This window comes from Streptomyces sp. NPDC048415, assembly GCF_040651675.1.
Classification (GTDB): domain Bacteria; phylum Actinomycetota; class Actinomycetes; order Streptomycetales; family Streptomycetaceae; genus Streptomyces.
Genome location: NZ_JBEZKJ010000047.1, coordinates 19,405 through 36,168, shown reverse-complemented (window position 1 = coordinate 36,168; position 16,764 = coordinate 19,405). Strand labels below are relative to the sequence as shown.

At 70.9% G+C, this 16,764-nt stretch carries 18 protein-coding genes and 1 riboswitch; of the genes, 9 read left to right on the top strand and 9 right to left on the bottom strand.

All coding sequences use genetic code 11. The features are described 5' to 3' along the window. The first annotated feature begins 6 nt into the window (after nucleotides 1-6). Nucleotides 7-522, top strand: coding sequence for a DUF664 domain-containing protein (locus tag AB0D27_RS27095; protein ID WP_362513810.1), 516 nt, complete (start codon nucleotides 7-9; stop codon nucleotides 520-522). On the opposite strand, the gene AB0D27_RS27090 is transcribed toward AB0D27_RS27095, so the two are convergent. Both AB0D27_RS27090 and AB0D27_RS27085 read right to left on the bottom strand, forming a co-directional pair. Further along, nucleotides 504-1,574 (bottom strand): adenosine deaminase, encoded by a 1,071-nt coding sequence (locus AB0D27_RS27090; RefSeq protein ID WP_362513807.1) that lies wholly within the window; start codon nucleotides 1,572-1,574, stop codon nucleotides 504-506. The two genes, AB0D27_RS27095 and AB0D27_RS27090, sit on opposite strands and share 19 nt — an antisense overlap. A gap of 44 nt (nucleotides 1,575-1,618) precedes the next feature. Then, nucleotides 1,619-2,011, bottom strand: coding sequence for a VOC family protein (locus AB0D27_RS27085; RefSeq protein ID WP_362513805.1), 393 nt, complete (start codon nucleotides 2,009-2,011; stop codon nucleotides 1,619-1,621). Nucleotides 2,012-2,221: 210 nt separating this feature from the next. On the opposite strand from AB0D27_RS27085, the gene AB0D27_RS27080 reads away from it, so the two are divergent. The 4 genes from AB0D27_RS27080 (at nucleotide 2,222) to sph (ending at nucleotide 5,899) form a co-directional block, all read left to right on the top strand. Then, a complete protein-coding gene (locus tag AB0D27_RS27080) occupies nucleotides 2,222-2,989 on the top strand; it encodes a phosphatase PAP2 family protein (RefSeq protein ID WP_362513802.1) in 768 nt (255 codons plus the stop codon). Further along, entirely contained in the window at nucleotides 2,943-3,995 is a 1,053-nt protein-coding gene (locus AB0D27_RS27075; protein ID WP_362513799.1) for a sodium-dependent transporter, read from the top strand. The genes AB0D27_RS27080 and AB0D27_RS27075 overlap by 47 nt, the downstream gene beginning before the upstream one ends. A gap of 71 nt (nucleotides 3,996-4,066) precedes the next feature. Further along, nucleotides 4,067-4,777 carry a dienelactone hydrolase family protein gene (locus AB0D27_RS27070; protein WP_362513797.1) on the top strand — a complete coding sequence of 237 codons (711 nt, stop codon included), beginning with the start codon at nucleotides 4,067-4,069 and terminating at the stop codon, nucleotides 4,775-4,777. Between the two features lie 135 nt (nucleotides 4,778-4,912). Next, on the top strand, nucleotides 4,913-5,899 hold the full coding sequence (sph, locus tag AB0D27_RS27065) for a sphingomyelin phosphodiesterase (protein ID WP_362513794.1): 987 nt from the start codon (nucleotides 4,913-4,915) through the stop codon (nucleotides 5,897-5,899). A 49-nt stretch (nucleotides 5,900-5,948) separates the two neighbouring features. On the opposite strand, the gene AB0D27_RS27060 is transcribed toward sph, so the two are convergent. The 4 genes from AB0D27_RS27060 to AB0D27_RS27045 all read right to left on the bottom strand — a co-directional run bounded on the left by AB0D27_RS27060 (nucleotide 5,949) and on the right by AB0D27_RS27045 (nucleotide 8,696). Then, nucleotides 5,949-6,854: an aldo/keto reductase gene (locus tag AB0D27_RS27060; protein WP_362513791.1), complete on the bottom strand. Its 906-nt coding sequence runs from the start codon at nucleotides 6,852-6,854 to the stop codon at nucleotides 5,949-5,951. 225 nt (nucleotides 6,855-7,079) lie between these two features. Beyond that, nucleotides 7,080-7,913, bottom strand: coding sequence for an alpha/beta hydrolase (locus AB0D27_RS27055; protein ID WP_362513789.1), 834 nt, complete (start codon nucleotides 7,911-7,913; stop codon nucleotides 7,080-7,082). Between the two features lie 52 nt (nucleotides 7,914-7,965). Next, nucleotides 7,966-8,211, bottom strand: coding sequence for an alpha/beta hydrolase (locus AB0D27_RS27050; protein ID WP_362513887.1), 246 nt, complete (start codon nucleotides 8,209-8,211; stop codon nucleotides 7,966-7,968). Next, nucleotides 8,133-8,696 carry an alpha/beta hydrolase gene (locus AB0D27_RS27045; RefSeq protein WP_362513786.1) on the bottom strand — a complete coding sequence of 188 codons (564 nt, stop codon included), beginning with the start codon at nucleotides 8,694-8,696 and terminating at the stop codon, nucleotides 8,133-8,135. The genes AB0D27_RS27050 and AB0D27_RS27045 overlap by 79 nt, the downstream gene beginning before the upstream one ends. 165 nt (nucleotides 8,697-8,861) lie before the next feature. After that, nucleotides 8,862-8,956, top strand: a riboswitch (TPP riboswitch). On the opposite strand from AB0D27_RS27045, the gene AB0D27_RS27040 reads away from it, so the two are divergent. From AB0D27_RS27040 to gndA, 3 genes are all read left to right on the top strand, one after another. After that, on the top strand, nucleotides 8,947-10,362 hold the full coding sequence (locus AB0D27_RS27040; RefSeq protein WP_362513783.1) for a cytosine permease: 1,416 nt from the start codon (nucleotides 8,947-8,949) through the stop codon (nucleotides 10,360-10,362). Its footprint overlaps the riboswitch before it by 10 nt. 27 nt (nucleotides 10,363-10,389) lie before the next feature. Beyond that, a complete protein-coding gene (gene thiD / locus AB0D27_RS27035) occupies nucleotides 10,390-11,187 on the top strand; it encodes a bifunctional hydroxymethylpyrimidine kinase/phosphomethylpyrimidine kinase (protein ID WP_362513781.1) in 798 nt (265 codons plus the stop codon). A 106-nt stretch (nucleotides 11,188-11,293) separates the two neighbouring features. Next, nucleotides 11,294-12,736, top strand: coding sequence for an NADP-dependent phosphogluconate dehydrogenase (gene gndA / locus AB0D27_RS27030; protein WP_362513779.1), 1,443 nt, complete (start codon nucleotides 11,294-11,296; stop codon nucleotides 12,734-12,736). Between the two features lie 161 nt (nucleotides 12,737-12,897). On the opposite strand, the gene AB0D27_RS27025 is transcribed toward gndA, so the two are convergent. Together AB0D27_RS27025 and AB0D27_RS27020 are read right to left on the bottom strand one after the other, a co-directional pair. Further along, entirely contained in the window at nucleotides 12,898-14,097 is a 1,200-nt protein-coding gene (locus tag AB0D27_RS27025; protein WP_362513777.1) for an RNA polymerase sigma factor, read from the bottom strand. Next, the gene (locus AB0D27_RS27020) at nucleotides 14,097-14,450 is read right to left on the bottom strand and encodes a YciI family protein (protein WP_362513775.1); all 354 of its coding nucleotides are present in this window, start codon (nucleotides 14,448-14,450) and stop codon (nucleotides 14,097-14,099) included. The genes AB0D27_RS27025 and AB0D27_RS27020 overlap by 1 nt, the downstream gene beginning before the upstream one ends. Nucleotides 14,451-14,557: 107 nt before the next feature. Here AB0D27_RS27020 and AB0D27_RS27015 point away from each other — a divergent pair, with 107 nt between their 5' ends. Then, nucleotides 14,558-15,604 carry an acyl-CoA dehydrogenase family protein gene (locus tag AB0D27_RS27015; protein WP_362513773.1) on the top strand — a complete coding sequence of 349 codons (1,047 nt, stop codon included), beginning with the start codon at nucleotides 14,558-14,560 and terminating at the stop codon, nucleotides 15,602-15,604. On the opposite strand, the gene AB0D27_RS27010 is transcribed toward AB0D27_RS27015, so the two are convergent. Further along, entirely contained in the window at nucleotides 15,594-16,736 is a 1,143-nt protein-coding gene (locus AB0D27_RS27010) for an LLM class flavin-dependent oxidoreductase (protein WP_362513770.1), read from the bottom strand. The genes AB0D27_RS27015 and AB0D27_RS27010 overlap by 11 nt on opposite strands. Between the last annotated feature and the right edge of the window lie 28 nt (nucleotides 16,737-16,764).

Genomic DNA, 16,764 nt, shown 5'->3' with positions numbered 1-16,764 from the left:
GGATCCATGCATGCGAAGGACATCCTCATCGACGCGTACAGCCGCATCCAGGAAGAAGTCCATACCACCGTCGAGGGTCTGACCCCGGACGACCTCAACGCCCGGCCCTCCGACACCGCCAACTCCATCTCATGGCTGATCTGGCATCTCACCCGAGTCCAGGACGACCATGTCGCCGACGCCGCCGGGCTCGACCAGGTGTGGCTGGCACAGGGCTGGGAGAAGCGCTTCGGACTCGATCTGCCCCGCCGGGACACCGGGTACGGTCACACCCCGCAGAAGGTGGCCAAGGTCCGGGTGGAGTCGGCCGACCTGCTGACCGGCTACTACGACGCCGTGCACGAGCAGAGCCTTCAGTTCGTGCGCGGGCTGGCCGCCAAGGACCTCGAACGCGTCGTGGACGAGCGCTGGACCCCGGCGGTCACCCTCGGCGTACGGCTGGTGAGCGTCCTGTCCGACGATCTTCAGCACGTCGGACAGGCCGCCTACGTCCGCGGGCTCCTTCAGAGCGCGGCCTCGTAGCCGGGCAGCACCACGTCCCGGATGAGGGCATTGCGCTCGTCGAACGGGATGAAGGCGCTCTTGACCGCGTTCACCGTCACCGTGCGCAGATCCTCGACGCCCCAGCCCGCCTCCTCCACCAGCAGCGCCATCTCGCGGGTCATCGTCGTGCCCGACACCAGACGGTTGTCCGTGTTGAGGGTGACGCGGAAGCCCAGGTCGCGCAGGGCGGTGATGGGGTGGTCGGCGATGGAGGTCGCCGCGCCGGTCTGGAGGTTGGACGTCGGGCACATCTCCAGGGCGATACGGCGGTCGCGCACCCAGCCCGCGAGGGGGCCGAGCTTGCCGTCCGCGATGTCCTCGGTGATGCGGACGCCGTGGCCGATGCGCTGGGCGCCGCAGACCTGGAGGGCCTGGTGGATGCTGGGCAGGCCGTGGGCCTCACCTGCGTGGATGGTGAAGGGGACGCTCTCGCTGCGCAGGTGCTCGAAGGCGGCCAGGTGGTCGGCGGGCGGGAAGCCGTCCTCGGCGCCCGCGATGTCGAAGCCGACGACGCCGCCGTCCCGGAAGGCCACGGCGAGATCGGCGATCTCGCGCGTGCGGTCGAACATCCGCATGCCGCACAGCAGCGTTCCGACGCGCACCGGAGTGCCCGCGGCGGCCGCCTTGGCCATCCCCGCCGCGAGGCCCTCCTGCACGGTCTCGACGACCTCGGGCAGGGTGAGTCCGCCGTTCACCATCAGCTCGGGCGCGTAGCGGACCTCGCCGTAGACGACGCCGTCCTCGGCGAGGTCGAGGACGTACTCCTCGGCGGTGCGCAGCAGGCCCTCGCGGGTCTGCATGACAGCGAGGGTGTGCTCGAAGGTGGCTATGTAGCGCACCAGGTCACCGGAGTTGGCGGCCTCGTAGTACCAGTCGGCCAGCGCCTGCGGGTCAGTGGTGGGCAGGGTGTGGCCGACCGTCTCCGCGAGCTCCACGAGAGTGGTGGGGCGCAGACCGCCGTCGAGGTGGTCGTGCAGCACGGCCTTGGGGAGGCGGCGGATGGTGTCGATGTCGATGCGGGGCGCGGTCATGCGTGTCTTTCCTCGGCGGGTTGGGCTGTCAGGGAGCGGTCCGGCTACTGGGCGGGCTGGAGCAGGTCCCAGCGGTTTCCGTACAGGTCCTGGAAGACGACGACCGAGCCGTACGGCTCGTGGCGCGGCTCCTCCAGGAAGGTCACGCCCGCGGCGCGCATCCGCGCGTAGTCGCGGGCGAAGTCGTCGGTGTGCAGGAAGAAGCCCACGCGGCCGCCGGTCTGGTCGCCGACCCGGACGCGCTGCGCCTCGTCCTTGGCCCGGGCCAGCAGCAGTCCGCTGCCGTGGCCCTCCGTGTCGGGCTCGACGACGACCCAGCGCGAGCCGTCGGGCCGCGGTGTGTCCTCGACGAGGCGGAATCCGAGGGCTTCGGTGTAGTGGCGGATCGCCTCGTCGTAGTCGTCGACGACGAGGGTGACCAAGGCGATGCGTCTCATCAGGGCCTCTCCAGGGTTATACGTAACACGTAGGGTACGGCATCCCGCGGGGTGGTCCGGGAATGATCGCCCCGTCCGGGAACGGGAACGCTCACCACTCCCCAATCGTCTACAGTTCTGTAGACGATCTACATGGCGCGTAGCCGCGTAGCCCATGGGGACGCGCTCTGCCGCCGCACCCGCGCGCCCGTCCGGAAGGGGTCCTCACCGATGTCCGCACCTCCGCGCACCGCGCTGTCGCGCGGGGACGCCACGGACCTCGCCGGTTCCACGGCGGTGGGAAGCACGGTCGCCTTCGTGCTGCTCACGCTGATCCTCACCGGCCGGGACGGCGCCCCGGTCTTCGGCGACGCGAACCTCACCTCCTGGTCGGTGGCACACCGCCCGGACGTGGCACTCGCCGTGGCCCGCGGGGTGACCTACACCGGCACCGGAATCGTCCCGTACGCCCTGGCCGCCGTGGCCGGCCTCATCCTTGGGCGTACGGCACGGCAGCGGCTCCTGGCCGTCACCGCGTGCCTCGGCACTCTGGCCGCCGCGCAGGCCGTGCGGTACGAGGTGATGTCCCTGGTCGCCCGGTCCCGCCCCGCGACAGTGGACTGGGCCACGCACGCCTCCGGCTGGTCCTTCCCCTCGGGCCACACCACCACCTCGGCCGTCACCGGCGGCCTGCTCATCCTCGCGGTGCTCGCACGCTCACCACGCGGCAGAACATCACTCGTCCTGGTCATCGGCTCCTGGTCCGTGCTGGTCGGACTGTCCCGGGTCTACCTGGGCGTTCACTGGTTCTCCGACGTCCTGGGCGGCTGGCTGTTCAGCCTCTGCTGGCTGAGCCTGTGTACATACGCCGTCGCACGACTGACCCCGCACGCCTACTCCGCGATATCGGCGCCCCGCCTCCGCCCAGATCCCACGACGGAAGAGCGCCGCCATGAACCGCACACCCAGGGCGAAGTCCCCCCTGACTCTGCTCCGTAACCATCTCGGATGGGCCGTCGGCGCCGCCTACCTCGCCGCCGCGACGATGCCCGCACCCGGTCTCTGGCTGCGCCACACACATCGGATCGGCGCGGCCGCAATGCTCGATGTCCCCTTCACGGCGCCGCATTTCCTGCTGTCCCTCGTCCTGTTCACCGCGGGCCTCCAAGTGCCCCTGCACGAGCTGCGGGCGTTACTCGGCCGTCCCACCGCACTGCTGACCGGGCTCGTCCTCCACCTGGTCGCACCGCTGCTGATCATCCCGGGAGTCGCGTTCGCACTGCGGCAGTCCCCCGACAGTGACGGGGGCAGCGGACTGGTAGCCGCGATGATCCTGATCGTCGCCATGCCCGTCGCGGCCGGAGCCACCGTGTGGACCAGCAAGGGCGACGGCGACCAGCCGACGACGGTCGGCCTCGTGCTCGCCTCCACCATCGTCAGCCCCCTGACCACGCCGGTCACCGTGACAGCACTGTGCCCGCTGCTGAGCGGCGAGTACGCGGGCACGCTGGCCGGGGCGGCACAGACCGCGGGCAACGGATTCGCGCTCACGGGGGTGTTGCTGCCCTGCGGCGCCGGAATCCTGGGCCGACTCGCCCTGCCCCGCCCTCTCCTGGCCCGCCTGCTCGGCGCGGCCGTCCCCGCGGCGATGCTCGGCTCGCTCCTCCTGACGTACATCAACGCCAGCGGCGCCCTCGGCCCCTTCCTCGCCCACCCCGAACCCGTGCTGTTCACGGCCGCGCTCGCCGTCGCCGCCACCGTCTGCGGGCTGTCGTTCGCGCTGGGCGGGATCACCGCCCGCGTACTGCGCCTCGACGCGCCCGCCGGTGCCGCCGTCACGCTGGCCTGCGGGATGAACAACAGCAGCGCCAGCGCAGTCCTGATCACGACGACGCTCCCCGACCGGCCGCACGTCATACTGCCGGTCCTCGCCTACAGCCTGTTGCAGAAAGTAGCGGCGGGCCGTGTCGTACGCGCCGGGAGACAGCATCGTGCGCGCGCATGACATCGTGGAGATCCACTAGGGGCCGGCCCGCCGCCCCCCATCCGACACTGCCCCCACAGGAGTCGAGTGCCATGTCCGAGCTGCCGAAGTCGACCGGAGCCCCGGCCAATCAGAACGTGACGTTCCCCAGCGCCGGGACCACCGCGCACGGCTATCTCGCGCTGCCACCCTCCGGGCAGGGCCCTGGAGTCATCGTCATTCAGGAGTGGTGGGGTCTGACCGAGCACATCGCCAATGTGGCGGACCGACTGGCGGCCGAGGGCTTCGTGGCCCTCGCGCCGGATCTCTACGGCGGCCATGTCGCCCACGACAGCGGCGAAGCCATCCGGATGATGAGGGAACTGCCGGTATCGCGGGGCGTCGAGCTGCTCTCCGGCGCGGTCGACCATCTGCTGGCTCTGCCCGAGGTCACCTCAAAGACCGTGGCTTCCGTCGGATTCTGCATGGGCGGCGGCTTCGTCATCTACCAGGCCGCGGCCGATCCCCGGGTCAGCGCGGCGGTGCCGTTCTACGGCGTGATCCAGGGCGAGCTGCCCGACTTCTCCGGTCTCAAGGCGCAGATCCTCGGCCACTACGGCGAACACGACACAAGCATCCCCAAGGAGAAGCTGGAGCAACTGAGCGAGGCGATCCAGCAACAGTCCGGCATCACCCCGGACTTCCGTCTCTACCCCGCCAGCCACGCCTTCTTCAACGACGGACGCCCCGAGGCGTACGACCCCGAGTCGGCGGCGCGCGCCTGGCAGAGCACGGTGACCTTCCTGCACGAACAGCTGGGCTGAACCGCCCCGGCAGCGGGCGCACTTCTGGACGGACTCCTGAGCGACATCCTTTCCCGGCAAGGGAGTTACCTGACAGTAATCCCGGGTGATTTGATGTGCGGCGCCACTCAACCCTCTCACCCACAGGGAGACCCAGTGCCGCTCTCCACACCGCGCCGCACCCAGGGCGCGGCCCTTCTCGTCCTCTCGCTCACCGCCGCGGCGCTCGCCGGGGCCCCGCCCGCCTCGGCGGACACCGCGACGACGCCGCCGATGAGGGTCCTGACGTACAACGTCTTCCTCATGAGCAAGAACGTCTACCCGAACTGGGGGCAGGACCACCGTGCCGCCGAAATCCCGAAGGCGCCGTTCTTCCGCGGGAATGACGTCGTCGTGCTGGAGGAGGCGTTCGACAACTCGGCGTCGGACGCGCTGAAGAGCGCGGCGGCGGGCGAGTACCCGTACCAGACGCCGGTCGTCGGACGTAGCAGGAGTGGCTGGGACGCGACGGGCGGGGCGTACTCGTCGACCACGCCCGAGGACGGCGGGGTGACCATGCTCAGCAGATGGCCGATCGTGCACAAGGAGCAGTACGTCTACAAGGACGCGTGCGGCGCGGACTGGTGGTCCAACAAGGGGTTCGCCTATGTGGTGCTGAATGTGAACGGCACCAAGGTGCATGTGGTCGCAACCCACGCGCAGTCGACGGATCCGGGGTGCGGCGCGGGTGAGGCGGCGTCGATGCGCAGCCGGCAGTTCAAGGCGATCGACGCGTTCCTGGACGCCAAGAACATTCCGGCGGACGAACAGGTCATGGTCGCCGGTGACTTCAACGTGGACTCGCGCGGCACCGAGTACGCCTCGATGCTCGCCGACGCCGACCTGGTGGGGGCGGACGCTCGGACCGGGCATCCGTACTCCTTCGACACCCAGGAGAACTCCATCGCGCACGAGCGTTACCCGAGCGACCCGCGCGAAGATCTCGACTACGTTCTTCAGCGGTCCGGTCACGTGCGTCCCGCGGTCTGGAAGAACGAGGTCGTCAAGGAGGAGTGCGCGCCCTGGACGGTGTCCAGTTGGGGCACGGGCTACACGTATTCGAACCTCTCGGACCACTACCCGTTGAGCGCGTACGCGGGCTGAGGCGGAGGTGCGGAGGGCCCCTGCCACTGCCGGGGAGGGGCCTTCGGCCTCACTCGCTCTGCGCGTGGAGTGCGTCGAGGCGGGCGATCTCGTCGGGTGTGAGACGCAGGGCGCCCGCCGCCACGTTCTCGGTGAGGTGGTCCGGGTTGCCGGTACCGGGGATGGCGAGTACGTGCGGGCCCTGCTGGAGAGTCCACGCCAGGCGGACCTGGGCGGGCGTCGCGCCGTGGGCCTTCGCGATGGCGAGCACTTCGGCTTCCTGGGGACCGCTCGGACCGAGCGCACCGCCCTGGCCCGCGATCGCGAAGAACGGCACGAACGCGATGCCCTGTTCGCCGCACGTGCGCAGGACGGCGTCAGCCCGCGGGTCCGGGGAGTCGAGCCCGTACTGGTTCTGCACGGCCACCACGGGCGCGATGGCCCGCGCCTCGGCGAGGTGCCGGGTCTCGACGTCGGAGACGCCGAGGTGGCGGATCAGACCGGCGTCGCGTAGTTCGGCGAGCGCGCCGAAGTGCTCGGCGATCGAGTCCTGTCGCATGCGTCGGAGGTACACCATGTCGAGATGGTCGCGGCCGAGCTGGCGCAGGTTCTCCTCGACATGCGACCGCAGTTGGTCGGGCCGGGCCGAGGTGCCCCACTCCCCCGCGTAGTCGCGGAAGGGCCCGACCTTGGTGGCGATGACCAGGTCGTTCGCGTACGGGGCGAGCGCGGTGTTGATCAGTTCGTTCGCGGAGCGCAGTGCGGAGAAGTAGAAGGCGGCGGTGTCGATGTGGTTGACGCCCAGTTCGATCGCGCGCCGCAGCACGGCGATCGAGCGCCGGCGGTCGCTCGGCGTGCCGTGATGGAAGGCCGCGCTGCCGGTCAACCGCATCGCGCCGAATCCGATGCGGTTGACGGTGAGATCTCCGAGTTTCCAGGTTCCTGCGGCTTCCGCGGTGATCGTCTCTGAGGTCATCGCGGAAGTTTCGCACAGGGTTCGCGGATGGACGTGCGTGTCCTGAGGGTTCGCAGCCGACGCCGGGCTGCACGCCCTCGTATGGAGACGGGTCGCTGCGCATCGATGGCGCGCGTCCTGGTCCTCCGACGAGTCAAGTGCCCTCCGGTAACCGTTTCGCGCGACGACACGACCGTTGCGTCTGCTCTCGTGCTGTACCGGGGCTGAGTCGCTCTGCTCCGGCTTTCAGTGCGACCTGTCGGGAGCGCCGGGGTGTTCGATGGTCTCGGCGAAGGCGGCGATGTCGGTGACCACGCGTTCGGGCTGTTCCCAGTGGACGACATGGCCCACGTCCTCGTAGGTGAGGAGGCGGGCTCCGTGGATGGCGTCGAGGATGGTCTGCTGGTCGCCGCGGGGCAGGAAGTCGTCCTGGTCGCCCCAGATGACGAGGGTGGGCACCAGGATGCCCGCGAGGGTCACGGGGAGGTCGGCTTCCAGGAGTCCGCGCAAAGTCTCTTTCCAGACGTACGCGGGGAGTTTGAGGCTTTCGTCGATCATCGTCTCGATGAGTCCTCTGGCGACCGGTCGGGCCAGCATGGCGGACATGAACTCTTCGATGAACGCGCGGGGGACGGGATCGGTGAGGCCCTGGACGCTCTCCCGCAGTCCGGTCACCGTCGGCTTGTCCGTGAGGGTGCCGGGGGCGCCGATCAGTACAAGGCCCGAGATCCGGTCGGGGTGGCTGCCCGCGACGATCCTGGCGGGCACACCACCGGTGGAGGCTCCGACGAGGAGGGCGCGGTCGATGTCGACGGCGTCGAGGAAGGCGACGAGATCGGCGGCGAAGTCTTCGGGCGTGTAGCCGTCGGCGGGACGGTCGGCGTCACCGTGGCCGCGCTGGGTGGGTGCGTAGCCGTGCAGCGAGGGTGGGAGGCGCCTCAGGAGGGGCTCGAAGGACCACCACGAGTCGGCCAGACCGTGCACGAAGACGACTGGTGTGCCACCGGGGTAACCGGCTTCCGCATACGGGAGGGTGAGTCCTTCCCGCACCGGCGCGGACTTCAGGGAGATCACGGTCATGACACCCTGCCTCCTTCCGCTCGCGAGGGGCCCGCAGGCCCGGGGGTGTGCGTCAGGCCGCCCGGATGAAGCGGGTGAGCGCGGCGACGTACTGCTGGGGATGGGTGACGTGGGGGATGTGCCCCGCCCCTTCGATGGTCTGCCGCCGTGCCCGGGGCAGCGCCGTGGCCAGACGGTCGAGGATCGTCGACAGCCATGCCGGGCTCTCACTGCCGCGGCTCAGCAGCACCGGTGCGGTGCAGCGGGAGAGGGCGTCGAGGTCGAGCGTCGACCAGTCGGGGTCGGACTGTTCGTCCAGCCAGGTGGGAGCGTTGCGGACGAACGTCCGGCGTACCTCGGCGGGCTGAGGGCCGTGTCGATCGAGGCTTGCGTCGGACGCAGTTCCCTCATGGCCTCCGGGTCGTCGGCCACGATCGCGACGAGCGGGGGTTCATGGACCGTGAGGGTGCGCAACAGCTCGGGGCGGCGCGCGGCCGGCCCCAGCGTGATCGCCGCGCCGAAGGAGTTGCCGGCCACGTGCGCGGGTGCGGGCCCGAGCCGCTCGATCAGGGCCTCGAGGTCGTCCTCGTCCTGCCTCCGCGTGCCCTGGGCCGGTCCCGCCCCACTCTGCCCGTGTCCCCGGCGGTCGTAGGTGACCACCCGGAACGACGAACGGACGTCCGCGTCGATCGCGGGCTGCCATGATGTGTGGTCGTTCCACGAGCCGTGGACCAGCACCAGCGGATCTCCCTCGCCGACGACCTGGTAGGAGAGGTTCAGGTCCGCCACCCGGAGCAGCGGCATGCGGTGACTCCTCGGAACGCCTAGGGGTGACCGGGCTCGGCCAGCCGTGGTCGTTGCCTCCAGTGTCCGCCGGGGGCGCGGGCGGCGCCGCCGGAGCGCCGGGCATACGGCCTCACACGCCTCCTCAGTGCGCATGAGCCAGGCGAGCGGGTTAGGGTGTCCGTCGTACCGGACACGGGGTGCCCCATCCGAGGGCTGAGATCACACCCGTCGAACCTGAACCAGTTCGTACTGGCGGAGGGATGTCTTCATGCCTTTGGCGCATGTTTCCGGCGGGCTGCCCGCCGACAGCGGGCGGACCGTCTTCGACGGGCGGATGCCCGTCGCTCCCGGTGACCTCCGGGTCGAGGGGCACGGCATCGATCCGGTCCCCGAGAGCAACCGGTACGGCGGGGCCGGGCGCCTGTTCACGGTGTGGTTCGCCCCGAACATGACCATGACGGGCGTGTTCACCGGGACCATCGGTATCGCGCTGGGGCTGGACGTCGTCACCGCTCTCGCCGCGGTGGTCCTGGGTACGCTGCTGGGCGCGCTGCCCACCGCCTACCTGAGTACCTGGGGCAGCCTGACCGGGGCGGGCCAACTCCCGCTGGCCCGGCTCGCGTTCGGCCGGTCGGTGGTGCTTCCCGGAATTCTGCAGTGGCTGTCGTCGGTGGCGTGGGACGCGCTGATCGGGCTGTTCGGCGGGGACGCGCTGGCGCGGTTGTGCGGCTGGCCGTTCTGGGTCGGTGTGCTGGTCATGATGCTCGCCCAGGGAGCCCTCGGCGTCCTGGGTTACGAGGCCATCCACCGGCTGCAGATTGTCATGACCGTCTTCCTCGCCGTCGCCTTCACGGTGATCGCCTGGCGGATGCTCGACGGCGTCCACCCCGCCTCGGGCGGCGCCGCGACCGGCGCCGACCGCGCGGGCGCCTTCGCTCTGACCAGCACCATCGCGCTCAGTCTCGCCCTGTCCTGGGCCCCGTACGCGAGTGACTTCAGCCGCTATCTGCCGCGCACTACCTCCCGTGCCCGCATGTTCTGGTGCACTCTGCTCGGCCTGGTCGTGTCCTTCGTGGCCGTGCAGGCCCTGGGGCTGTGGGGCGCGACCGTGCTGACCGTGCAGACGGCCGCGGGAGTGGACGATTTGCTCGGCGGCGGGACACTCGGCGCGTTCGGACTGCTGGCTGTGGCGCTGGCGGCCGTGTGCAGCAACGCGATGAACGACTACAGCGGTTCGCTGGCACTGCAGACCGTCGGCGTGCGGATGCCGCGCCCGGTGGCTGCTGCCCTCGCCGCCGTGCTCGGCTTCCCGCTGGTGCTGTGGATGCACGCCGCCGACACCACCACCCGCTTCCAGAACGTGCTGCTGTTCGTCGGCTACTGGATCCCCGGGTTCGTCGCGATCGTCGTCGTCGACTGGATCGCCCGGGCACGGGCTCGAGGCGGCGCCGCGGTCGACCTGGCGGTCGAGGACACCCGGCCGCGGTCCGGATGGCCCGCGCTGCTGGCCTTCGTGGCCGCCTTCGCCGCGGCCGTGCCGTTCATGGACACCGGCCTGTACGTGGGTCCGGTGGCCCACGCGCTGCACGGCGCCGACCTCTCCTACTACGTGGCGTTCCTGCTCGCCCTCGCTGTGTACGCCCCCCTGCGCCTGCGCCGCCGCACGCGGCAGTGCGCGGGCTGACGGCCGTCCCCGAGAGGAGCACCTCGTATGACCCCGCCACCCCGCGTCCTGACGATCGCCGGATCCGACTCTGGCGGAGGCGCCGGAATCCAGGCCGACCTGAAGACGATGCTGGCGCTCGGCGCCCATGGGATGAGCGTGCTCACCGCGGTGACGGCGCAGAACTCCCTTGGTGTGCAGGGCGCTTGGGAGCTGCCCGCGGAGGCGGTGCGCGCCCAGTACCGCAGCGTCGTCGACGACATCGGCGTCCAGGCCGTGAAGACCGGGATGCTCTCGTCGCCCGGCCTGGTCATGACCGTCGCCGAGTTGCTGTCGGACGTGGCCGCCCCGGTCGTCGTGGACCCGGTGAGCGTCTCCAAGCACGGAGACCGGCTGCTGGCCGACGACGCGCTGGACGCCGTACGCACCCGGCTGCTGCCGCTCGCGACGGTCGCCACCCCGAATCTCGATGAGGTCGCCCAGCTCACCGGCCTGACGGTGCGGGATGAAGCGGATATGCGCCGGGCCGCCGACCGGCTGCTGGCGTATGGACCCCGTTGGGTGCTGGTGAAGGGCGGCCATCTCCCGGGGCAGGCCGTCGACCTGCTGACCGACGGCTCGGCGGAGCACTGGCTGCGCGCTCCGCGCCACGACAACCGCCACACCCACGGCACCGGATGCACCCTAGCCTCGGCCGTCGCGGTGGGCCTGGCGGAGGGCCGCACGGTGCCGGACGCCGTACGGCTGGCCAAGGAGTACGTCACCGCCGCGATCGCGGCCGGCTTCGCGCTGGGCGGCGGCATCGGTCCGGTGGACCACGGCTGGCGGATTCGCCCGGGGAGCTGAGATGAACATCTCGGCCCCCGCCGTCCGTACTTGATCGGTACAGCGACAGTCGTCTGCTCGCCCGTCAGGTACGCGGGGACTGCAGATCCGGACCCAAGGAGCACACATGAAGGCGACCGCGCAGATCGGCGTCACAGGGCTCGCGGTGATGGGCCGCAACCTGGCCCGGAACTTCGCCCGGCACGGGTACACCGTCGCCGTACACAACCGCACTCCCGCCCGGACCAAGGCGCTGGTCGAGGAGTTCGGGCACGAGGGCTCCTTCGTGGCGGCCGAGACGGCCGAGGAGTTCGTGGCGGCGCTGGAGCGCCCCCGCCGGCTCATGATCATGGTGCAGGCGGGCGCGGCCACCGACGCGGTGATCGAGGACTTCGCCCCGCTCCTCGAAACCGGCGACATGATCATCGACGGCGGGAACGCCCACTTCGCCGACACCCGCCGCCGCGAGCAGTCGCTGCGCGAGCGCGGCATCCACTTCGTCGGCGCGGGTGTCTCGGGCGGCGAGGAGGGCGCCCTCAACGGACCGAGCATCATGCCCGGCGGCTCACCACAGTCGTACGCCTCGCTCGGCCCGATGTTCGAGTCGATCAGCGCCAAGGTCGACGGCGAGCCGTGCGCCACGCACATCGGCACGGACGGCGCCGGGCACTTCGTGAAGATGGTGCACAACGGCATCGAGTACGCCGACATGCAGCTGATCGGCGAGGCGTACGACCTGCTCCGCCGCGTCGGCGGGTACGCACCGGCGCAGATCGCGGAGATCTTCCGGCACTGGAACAAGGGGCGTCTCGACTCGTATCTGATCGAGATCACCGCCGAAGTGCTCGCGCACACCGACACCGCCACGGGGCGGCCCTTCGTGGACATCGTGGCCGACGCCGCCGGGCAGAAGGGCACCGGCCGCTGGACCGTGCAGACCGCCCTGGACCTCGGCTCCCCGGTCACCGCCATCGCGCAGGCGACCTTCGCCCGGGCCGCCTCCAGCCGGCGCGGGCTGCGCAGCGCGTATCGCGCCCTGCCCGGCGGCACCTCCTGGGAGCTGTCCGCCACCGAGGCGGAACGCTTCACCAGCCAGGTCGAACACGCCCTGTACGCGTCGAAGCTGATCGCCTACGACCAGGGCTGGAAGATGATCCTGGACGCCGCCGAGGAGTACGGCTGGGACATCGACCTCGGTGAGGTGGCGAAGATCTGGCGTGGCGGCTGCATCATCCGGGCGGCCTTCCTCGACCGGATCCGGGCCGCCTACGCCGTCGACCCGGCCCTGGTCAGCCTGCTCTCCGACGCGGGCTTCGCGGCCGAGATCCAGGACGCCCAGGTGCCCTGGCGCGAGGTGATCGCCACGGCGACCCGCCGGGGCGTACCGGTCCCCGCCTTCTCCGCCTCCCTGTCGTACTACGACACCCTGCGCGCCGACCGCCTGCCCGCCGCCCTCACCCAGGGCCAGCGCGACTACTTCGGTGCGCACACCTATCGGCGCACCGACCGCGACGGGAGCTTCCACACCCTGTGGGGCGAGGCGGACCGCGCCGAGACCGAAGTGGTGTGACGGCGGACGGCCGGGGCGGAATCTCCTACGACCCCGTGGTGGAGTACGTCGCCCGGTCGAAGTCGGCGTGATGGCCCTGCCCGAGGCGGGCCGGGCCACCTCGTCCGGCGACGGCGGCCAGGACGCCGAGCGGTCCGTACGGGAGACGCTCAGCGTATGAGTCAGTGTCGTACGAGCGCGGCCCGCGTCCGTTCGAGGTGAGCGCGCTCCGCCGCGCTCTCGGTGAGCGCGATGGCCGCCTCGTACGCCCGTACGGCCTCGGTGTGCCGGCCGAGACGGCGCAGCAGATCCGCCCGTACGGCGTGAAAGGCGTGGTAGCCGTCGAGATCGAGCGTCTCGACCAGGGCGAGGGCGGCTTCCGGGCTCTCGACCTCGGCCACCGCGACGGCGCGGTTGAGGGCGACGACCGGGCTGGGCGCCAGGGCCAGCAACTGGTCGTACAACTGGAGGATCTGGCCCCAGTCCGTGGCGCGGGCGGTGGACGCGTCGCTGTGCACGGCGTTGATCGCGGCCTGGAGCTGGTACGGGCCCGGCCGGTTCAGCCGCAGGCAGCGGCGCACAAGGGACTGGCCCTCGGCGATCAGGGCGCGGTCCCACAGGGAGCGGTCCTGGTCGGAGAGGAGCACGAGGTCGCCGTCGGGTGTCGTGCGGGCGGCTCCGCGGGCCTCGATGAGCAGCATCAGCGCGAGCAGGCCGAGGGCCTCGGGCTCGTCCGGCATCAGCTCGGCCAGCAGCCGGCCGAGGCGGACGGCCTCCGTGCGGAGGTCCTCTCGGCCCCCGTACCCCTCGTTGAAGATGAGGTAGACGACCGCCAGCACGCCCTTGACCCGGTCCGGGAGGTCGGCGTCGCGCGGGATGCGGTACGGGATCCCGGCGTCGCGGATCTTGGCCTTGGCCCTGACCAGGCGCTGGGCCATGGTGGGTTCGGGGACGAGGAAGGCGCGCGCGATCTGCGGGGTGGTCAGACCGCCGAGGAGTCTCAGGGTGAGGGCGACCTGGGCCTGGGGCGCCAGCGCGGGGTGGCAGCAGGTGAAGATCAGGCGGAGCCGGTCGTCGCGCACGGGGCCCTCCTCGGACGGTTCGTCCGGCGCGTACAGCTGGGCCGCCTCGGCGTGCCGGGCCTCTCGCGTGGATTCGCGGCGCAGCCGGTCGATGGCCCGGTTGCGGGCGGTGGCGATGATCCACCCGGCCGGGCTGGGCGGTATGCCGGTCTCCGGCCACTTGGCCACGGCCGTGGTGAACGCGTCCTGGACCGCTTCCTCGGCGAGGTCGATGTCGCCGAGGGAGCGGATGAGGACGGCGACCGCCCGGCCGTATTCGGCGCGGAAGACGGCGTCGATCTCCGCGGCGGTGGCGGTCATCAGTCCTCGGCCTCGTGCATGAACGGCCGCACCTCGATGGGGAGCGTGGTCGCCAGCGTGGCCTTGCGGCCCCATTCGAGCGCCGCGTCGAGGTCGGGCGCCTTGATCAGGCAGATCCCGCCCAGGTACTCCTTGCTCTCGGTGTAGGGGCCGTCGGTGACCAGGACGTCACCGTCCTTGGCCCGCAGCACGGTGGCCGTCTCCGGTCCGTGCAGTCCCCCGGCGAACACCCAGGCACCGGCTTCCCGCAGCTCCGCGTGGAAGACGTCGAGGTTGTGCATGATCTCTTCCAGGACCTCGGGCGCGGGCGGCTCGCCCTGCGGCTGCATCACGCTCAAGAGGTAGTACTTCATGGTGTGTCCTCCTTGGGAGTACTCGCTCGTGGTGGTCTTCACTGACTACACGAACGGGAGACCGCCGAATCGACACACACCACGACGAGAGCGGGAGAATTTTTTCGATGACCAGCCCACCGCACCCGCTCGTCTTCCGGGCCAGGCGGCTTGCCGCCGACGTGCTGGCACCCCGCGCGGAGCGCGTGGACCAGGACGGCGTGCCGGCGAGCAGCATCGAGGCGATCAAGCGCTCGGGACTGCTCGGGGTGAGCGCGCCCGCGGCGTACGGCGGCTCGGCGGCGCCCGCCTCGGTGGCCCGGGAGACCGCCGAGATCCTGGCCGGGGCGTGCTGCTCGACGTGGTTCGTGCAGACCCAGCACCACACCCCGGTGATGACCCTGGCGAAGAGTGAACTCCCGGTGCGCGAGCGTCTGTTGGGTCCGCTGGCGAGCGGGGAACTGCTGTCGGGGGTCGCCTACGCCCAGCTGCGGGCGTATCCGGGTGTCCCGGTCCGGGTCACGCGGGAGCGCGGCGGTTGGCGCTTCGACGGGACGGTGCCCTGGTACACGGGCTGGGGACTCAACGACGTCATGCTGCTCGCCGGAGTGACGGACGCCGACGAGGCACTGTTCGCGTTCACCGAGGCCCGCGAGCAGCCCGGCCTGCGTCCGTCCCCGCCGATGCGGCTCGCCGCGCTCACCGCCTCCCGGACGGTCTCGCTGGAGCTGGACGGTCTGTGGCTGCCCGAGGAGGCGGTGGCCCTGCGGACCCCGTACGAGACGTGGGCCGCCACCGACCGCCCGAGGAACACCAACGCCTCACCGGCCGTCTTCGGAGTCACCGCGTCGGCACTCGACCTGCTGGAGGGCGATCCTGCCGCGAAGGAGACCGCACGGGTGCTGCGCACGCGTCTCGACGAGGTCAGGCGGCAGGCGTACGAGCTGGCCGATCACCCGGTGCCGACCGAGCGGATCGAGGAACGGCTGGCGGCCAAGACTCGGGCGTACGACCTGATGCGGGCGGCCACGACCGCGGCGATCGTGGCCGGTGGCGGGCGGGCGATGGACCTGGGCAGCCCGGCGCAGCGGCTTGCCCGGGAGGGAATGTTCTTGCTGGTGCAGGGGCAGACGACCCAGGTGCGCACCGCCCACCTCAGCGCGCTCAGCTCGTGAAGGGCACCTGTAGCGAAGGCGCGGGCGTCGGTGCGAACGGGTGCTGCCACAGGCCCTGTGCGGCCAGGCGCGGCAGGACGCCCTCGCCGAACCAGTACGCCTCCTCCAGGTGCGGATAGCCGGAGAGCACGAACTCGTCGATGCCGAGGGCGTGGTACTCCTCGATCCGCTCGGCGACCTCGTCGTGACTGCCCACCAGGGCGGTGCCCGCGCCGCCGCGGACCAGGCCGATTCCGGCCCACAGGTTCGGGTGGATCTCGAGTTCGTCGCGGCTGCCGCCGTGCAGTGCGAGCATGCGCTGCTGGCCCTCCGACTCGCTGCGCGCGAGCCCGGCCTGGACCGACTTCACGGTCGCCGGGTCGAAGCCGTCGAGCAGCTTGTGCGCCTCGTCCCAGGCCTGCTCGGAGGTGTCGCGGGTGATGACGTGCAGCCGGATGCCGAACCGCACCGTGCGCCCTTCCTTCGCCGCGAGGCCGCGGATCCAGGCGATCTTCTCGGCGACCTGGGCGGGCGGTTCGCCCCAGGTGAGATAGACGTCGGCGTGGCGGGCGGCGACCTCACCTGCGAGGGGGGAGGAGCCGCCGAAGTAGACCTCGGGGACCGGGTCGGGGACCCGGGCGAGCCTGGCGTCCTCGACCTGGAGGTGTTCGCCGGCCAGGTCGACGGTCTTGCCGTCCCACAGGTCCCGGACGATCTGGAGGAATTCGCCGGTACGACGGTATCGGGCGTCCTTGTCGAGGAAGTCGCCGTAGGCGCGCTGCTCGTGACTCTCGCCGCCGGTCACCACGTTGAGCAGCAGCCGTCCGCCGGTCTGCCGCTGGAAGGTGGACGCCATCTGCGCGGCGAGCGTGGGCGAGAGGAATCCGGGACGGAAGGCGACCAGGAACTTCAGGCGCTCGGTGTTCTGGCTGACCATCGCGGTGGTCAGCCACGCGTCTTCGCACCAGGCACCGGTGGGGGTGAGCGCGCCGACGAATCCGAGGTCCTCGGCGGCGCGGGCGATCTGGCTCAGATAGGCGACCGTCGGCGGCCGGTCCCGTCCGGAGGCGGTGGCGGGAGTGCCGTGGCCGCCGCCGACGACATGACGGCTGTCGCCATTGGTGGGCAGGAACCAGTGGAAGGTGAGGGACACGGCGGCGTTCTCCGATCGTGGGGGCCTT

Bases quoted from the DNA above. Each gene is read 5' to 3' on its own strand.
- AB0D27_RS27095 (WP_362513810.1), top strand. From the start codon at position 7: ATGCATGCGAAGGACATCCTCATCGACGCGTACAGCCGCATCCAGGAA.
- AB0D27_RS27090 (WP_362513807.1), bottom strand. From the start codon at position 1,574: ATGACCGCGCCCCGCATCGACATCGACACCATCCGCCGCCTCCCCAAG.
- AB0D27_RS27085 (WP_362513805.1), bottom strand. From the start codon at position 2,011: ATGAGACGCATCGCCTTGGTCACCCTCGTCGTCGACGACTACGACGAG.
- AB0D27_RS27080 (WP_362513802.1), top strand. From the start codon at position 2,222: ATGTCCGCACCTCCGCGCACCGCGCTGTCGCGCGGGGACGCCACGGAC.
- AB0D27_RS27075 (WP_362513799.1), top strand. From the start codon at position 2,943: ATGAACCGCACACCCAGGGCGAAGTCCCCCCTGACTCTGCTCCGTAAC.
- AB0D27_RS27070 (WP_362513797.1), top strand. From the start codon at position 4,067: ATGTCCGAGCTGCCGAAGTCGACCGGAGCCCCGGCCAATCAGAACGTG.
- AB0D27_RS27060 (WP_362513791.1), bottom strand. From the start codon at position 6,854: ATGACCTCAGAGACGATCACCGCGGAAGCCGCAGGAACCTGGAAACTC.
- AB0D27_RS27055 (WP_362513789.1), bottom strand. From the start codon at position 7,913: ATGACCGTGATCTCCCTGAAGTCCGCGCCGGTGCGGGAAGGACTCACC.
- AB0D27_RS27045 (WP_362513786.1), bottom strand. From the start codon at position 8,696: ATGCCGCTGCTCCGGGTGGCGGACCTGAACCTCTCCTACCAGGTCGTC.
- AB0D27_RS27040 (WP_362513783.1), top strand. From the start codon at position 8,947: ATGCCTTTGGCGCATGTTTCCGGCGGGCTGCCCGCCGACAGCGGGCGG.
- thiD (WP_362513781.1), top strand. From the start codon at position 10,390: ATGACCCCGCCACCCCGCGTCCTGACGATCGCCGGATCCGACTCTGGC.
- gndA (WP_362513779.1), top strand. From the start codon at position 11,294: ATGAAGGCGACCGCGCAGATCGGCGTCACAGGGCTCGCGGTGATGGGC.
- AB0D27_RS27025 (WP_362513777.1), bottom strand. From the start codon at position 14,097: ATGACCGCCACCGCCGCGGAGATCGACGCCGTCTTCCGCGCCGAATAC.
- AB0D27_RS27020 (WP_362513775.1), bottom strand. From the start codon at position 14,450: ATGAAGTACTACCTCTTGAGCGTGATGCAGCCGCAGGGCGAGCCGCCC.
- AB0D27_RS27015 (WP_362513773.1), top strand. From the start codon at position 14,558: ATGACCAGCCCACCGCACCCGCTCGTCTTCCGGGCCAGGCGGCTTGCC.